This is a genomic window from Methanolacinia paynteri, assembly GCF_000784355.1.
GTDB classification, from domain to species: domain Archaea; phylum Halobacteriota; class Methanomicrobia; order Methanomicrobiales; family Methanomicrobiaceae; genus Methanolacinia; species Methanolacinia paynteri.
In genome coordinates, this window is the sequence record NZ_KN360933.1 from 36,184 (window position 1) to 39,661 (window position 3,478).

7 protein-coding genes are annotated in these 3,478 nt (G+C 55.9%); all 7 read right to left on the reverse strand.

All coding sequences use genetic code 11. The features are described 5' to 3' along the window. Positions 1-836 (reverse strand): hydrogenase large subunit (locus METPAY_RS08500; protein ID WP_048151373.1); only part of this gene is annotated, 836 nt, incomplete at its 3' end. Then, positions 833-1,312, reverse strand: a complete 480-nt coding sequence (locus METPAY_RS08505; RefSeq protein ID WP_048151332.1) for an NADH-quinone oxidoreductase subunit B family protein — start codon at positions 1,310-1,312, stop codon at positions 833-835. The genes METPAY_RS08500 and METPAY_RS08505, both read right to left, overlap by 4 nt. Further along, positions 1,309-1,695, reverse strand: a complete 387-nt coding sequence (locus METPAY_RS08510) for a DUF1959 family protein (protein ID WP_048151335.1) — start codon at positions 1,693-1,695, stop codon at positions 1,309-1,311. The genes METPAY_RS08505 and METPAY_RS08510 overlap by 4 nt, the downstream gene beginning before the upstream one ends. Further along, on the reverse strand, positions 1,692-1,976 hold the full coding sequence (locus METPAY_RS08515; RefSeq protein WP_048151337.1) for a hypothetical protein: 285 nt from the start codon (positions 1,974-1,976) through the stop codon (positions 1,692-1,694). Before METPAY_RS08515 ends, METPAY_RS08510 begins: the two co-directional genes overlap by 4 nt. Then, positions 1,973-2,824, reverse strand: coding sequence for a respiratory chain complex I subunit 1 family protein (locus tag METPAY_RS08520; RefSeq protein ID WP_048151338.1), 852 nt, complete (start codon positions 2,822-2,824; stop codon positions 1,973-1,975). Before METPAY_RS08520 ends, METPAY_RS08515 begins: the two co-directional genes overlap by 4 nt. 1 nt (position 2,825) lies before the next feature. Then, positions 2,826-3,026: a hypothetical protein gene (locus tag METPAY_RS08525; RefSeq protein WP_157199046.1), complete on the reverse strand. Its 201-nt coding sequence runs from the start codon at positions 3,024-3,026 to the stop codon at positions 2,826-2,828. A gap of 14 nt (positions 3,027-3,040) precedes the next feature. Further along, positions 3,041-3,478, reverse strand: a 438-nt coding sequence (locus METPAY_RS08530; protein ID WP_048151342.1) for a membrane protein, incomplete at its 5' end; no start/stop codon positions are given.

A 3,478-nucleotide genomic window follows, 5' to 3' on the forward strand; every position in this document is an offset into this window, starting at 1 on the left:
CCTCCGGGAAGTTCGTCGAGGCATCTCCTGATGATCCCGATGCTCTGCATGACCTCCTGGAAACGGATCATAACCCGTGCGTAGTTATCGCACTCGTCGCGGACGATCGGCTCGAACTCCAGCAGCTGATATGTCGGGTGGTTCAGTCTCTCGTCGATCCTAAGACCGCTCGCCCTCGCTGTCGGCCCGACCGCATGAGCGATCCTCGCCTCCTCGGGAGTCAGCAGACCAACACCTTTGCTCCGGAGCGAGATCATTCGTCCGTTCGCAAACATTCCCTGGAATCTTTTGACATCCGATTCGACCTTAAGGAGTGCTGCTCTCAGCTTCGCGGCATCCTCCGGCCTGAAGTCGAACCTCACCCCGCCGGGGATGATGTAGGCGCAGGTCACTCTCGCCCCTGTGAGAAGCTCGATCTGGTCCATGACGGTCTCACGGATATTGAGGAGATACATCGCCAGCGTTTCGTGCTCTATCGTATAGCAGTATGAGTAGTTCGCGAGAATATGCGACTGCATCCGGTCGAGCTCGTTCGCGATGACCCGCAGGTATGCCGCTCTCGGAGAGGGCTCGATTGCCGAGACTCTCTCGACCGTTTCGATGAAGACCATATTGTGAACCACCGAGCAGATCCCGCAGATCCTCTCGGCGAGGAACATGACTTCCTGCCAGGGACGGCCGCACATGATCTTCTCTATGCCCTTCTTGACATAGCCGAGTTCGACCTCGGCGGAGAGAACCCTCTCGCCCATCGTCTCGCATTTTATACGGGCAGGCTCCTTGAAGACCGGGTGGACCGGACCAATCGGGAGCGAAACATCGACGATCTTCTTCATTTCTTCGTCTCCTTCTTCTTCCCCTTCCCTTTCTCCTCGAAGTCTTTGAATACCTCGGGCGCAATGCTGAGGATCGTGCTCACGATCTCCGACGGCCGCGGAGGACAGCCGGGAATCGATGCGGCGATCGGGATATGCTTCGATACCGGCGGGTTCACGTAACTTCCCCGCCTGTTGAAGACGCAGCCCGATATGGGGCAGTTTCCTATGGTTATCGCCGCCTTCGGCTCGGGGATCTTCTCCCAGAGGCTGACGAGTTTGTCGTCCCACTGCTCGCACAGAGCACCTGTAATCAGGAGGATGTCGGCCTCACGGGGGTTGTTGTGGACATATATCCCGTATTGTTCGAGGTCGTACCTCGGCGAGAGGCAGGCGAGAATCTCGATGTCGCAGCCGTTGCACGAACCGACGTTGACGTAGCTCACGTGTAATGATTTGGAACGGACCTTGTTCTTCAGTTTCTGTATAATACTCATCGCCGGATCATCCCCGATATCTCCTTTATTCCGTTCGAGACCGCCGCATCGCGATCCTCTCCCGAATCTATCCTGGCCTGTGCACCGTCGAGCACGGCCTTCGCGTTCTCTTCACCGATAAGCGGAATATAATTCACGAAGAGCATCGCACCGATCTCCCGGTCGAGCTCGGAGTCGTTCACGTCCGCCTTCCACGCATTGTATCTTGCCGGAAGGTTTTCGAGAAGGGACATGTCGAGGTTCTCCATCATGTTCTTCATCAGGGCCGACCGGCTTATCCCGTACTTCTTCGAGAGTTCGTCTACCATCCTCGTATGAAAAGGACTCGAAAGTATCTTCAGCTTCATATTCGTCAGGTCCTTTTCGTAGATGAAATCGGTCATAACAACCCCCCGATCCTGAGAATTCCGTATGCTGCGAAGAGGAGGATGCAGATCCAGACCGCCGCCATCTCGCCCTTCTTCATGGCTTCAGGATTTTTCATCGCAAGCCCCGAGGCAAAGACAGCCAGGAGCACTGCAATCGCGACCGCCTCGGGTATGACCGCCGGATACAGAACCGCCTGCCAGACCGCTATCACGATATAGACTACAGCCCCGGCGACGACGGCCGGACCGATCCACCTTGTCTTTCCGGTCCGCCCGGCCTGCACTGCACTGCTCATAGGATCACCCCTGTAATCACTACATAGATTACGACAAATGCGATTATTAATGCCTGTATCGTCACAGCGTCATACGGAGAGAGCATCGGAGTCAGGGCACAGATGAACGACATCGTCAGCATCAGGACGAGCATCGCGACCAGCATGAGCCACAGCGGGAGAGCACCGATGAAGATCGTAACGAAAGTCGCGAGAAGAACGAATGTCTTTATCGAGAATCCCGTCTCAAGCCCGGCCCTCCATACGCCGAAGTGCTCGGTCTTGTTCCCGCTCACGATCTCCTTCGCCTCGATTATCCCGAACGGATTGTAGGGGAGCTTCGAGAGCACGATCACGTACATCGCGATCGCCATAGGGAACGCCGGGATGATCAGCGGACCGTTCGCAGCCTCGTACGCGGTGATGTCCGAGATCATCAGCGAGCCGGTGATCAGGTATATCGCACCAACCGTCGCAAAGAGCGGGATCTCGGATGCCGCGGATATGACCGACCTTATCGCACCGAACTTCCCGTAGGGCGATCCGGACGAGAGGCCGAGACCGTGCTCGGTTATCTTGTGCAACAGGAATATCGCGAAGAGTATCAGCAGGCTTCCGCCGGTAAGCAGAACATATAATCCGCCGATCCAGATCGCGATCACGACCACGATTATAGTGACGAACATCAGCTGCGATGCGGTCTTCGGAATCCAGGTCTGCTTGAAGGAGAACTTCAGCAGGTGCAGAAACTCCTGCCAGATCGGCGGGCCCGGCCTCGTCTGTATCCTCGCGATGACCTTCCGGTGAATTCCGTGATAGAGCAGGCCGATGAAAACGGCGAGCAGCACATATAGCAGAAACCAAATCATGTCAATAACCTATAAACGGGTAGTCCCCTTCGCGATCTGACGCCTTCCACGTGAGAAATGTCGAGACGACAAACAGCGGGAAGAATATTATCAGCGCCGCAACCATCACGATCTGGTCGATTATCCCCGTCCCCGCAAGGACGGCGGACGCAAGACAGATCAGCCCGGATACAACCATCAGTATCTTCATATTTTTCTTCATAATCCGGCTCTCCATCACATCGATATTATAATCTCAATTACCCTCAGGAACATCAGGAGCGAACTTACGTGGATCATAAGCACGTAGGGCGCCCCGGGTGCTCTCGTTATCTCCGCCTTCGCTACATATACCGGCGCCATTCCCTCGCCGATGACACCAATCACCAGCAGTCCCTTCGCAATTACCGGGACAGTCACCGCCGCTGTGAAAAGCTCCCACATGCTGAGTGTTCCGGTCGTGGCGAGGATTATCGCCGCACCGCCGAAGAGCGGAAGCGTTGCGATCATCGCCAGTATCCCGTACTCGTAGGCGTTGTCGAGGACGTGTTTGTTCTTCACCGACGCAACGATTCCGATGTTGCATATGCCGACCATCGCTGTGAGCAGGGTGAAGTTGAATATGTCGCCGGTCGTAACGCCGGCCATCGCCGCAAGCCCGCAGGAGATCGCCAT

Coding starts and splice junctions, on each gene's coding strand:
- METPAY_RS08510 (WP_048151335.1), bottom strand. CDS start 1,695: ATGACCGATTTCATCTACGAAAAGGACCTGACGAATATGAAGCTGAAG.
- METPAY_RS08520 (WP_048151338.1), bottom strand. CDS start 2,824: ATGATTTGGTTTCTGCTATATGTGCTGCTCGCCGTTTTCATCGGCCTG.
- METPAY_RS08525 (WP_157199046.1), bottom strand. CDS start 3,026: ATGAAGAAAAATATGAAGATACTGATGGTTGTATCCGGGCTGATCTGT.
- METPAY_RS08505 (WP_048151332.1), bottom strand. CDS start 1,312: ATGAGTATTATACAGAAACTGAAGAACAAGGTCCGTTCCAAATCATTA.
- METPAY_RS08515 (WP_048151337.1), bottom strand. CDS start 1,976: ATGAGCAGTGCAGTGCAGGCCGGGCGGACCGGAAAGACAAGGTGGATC.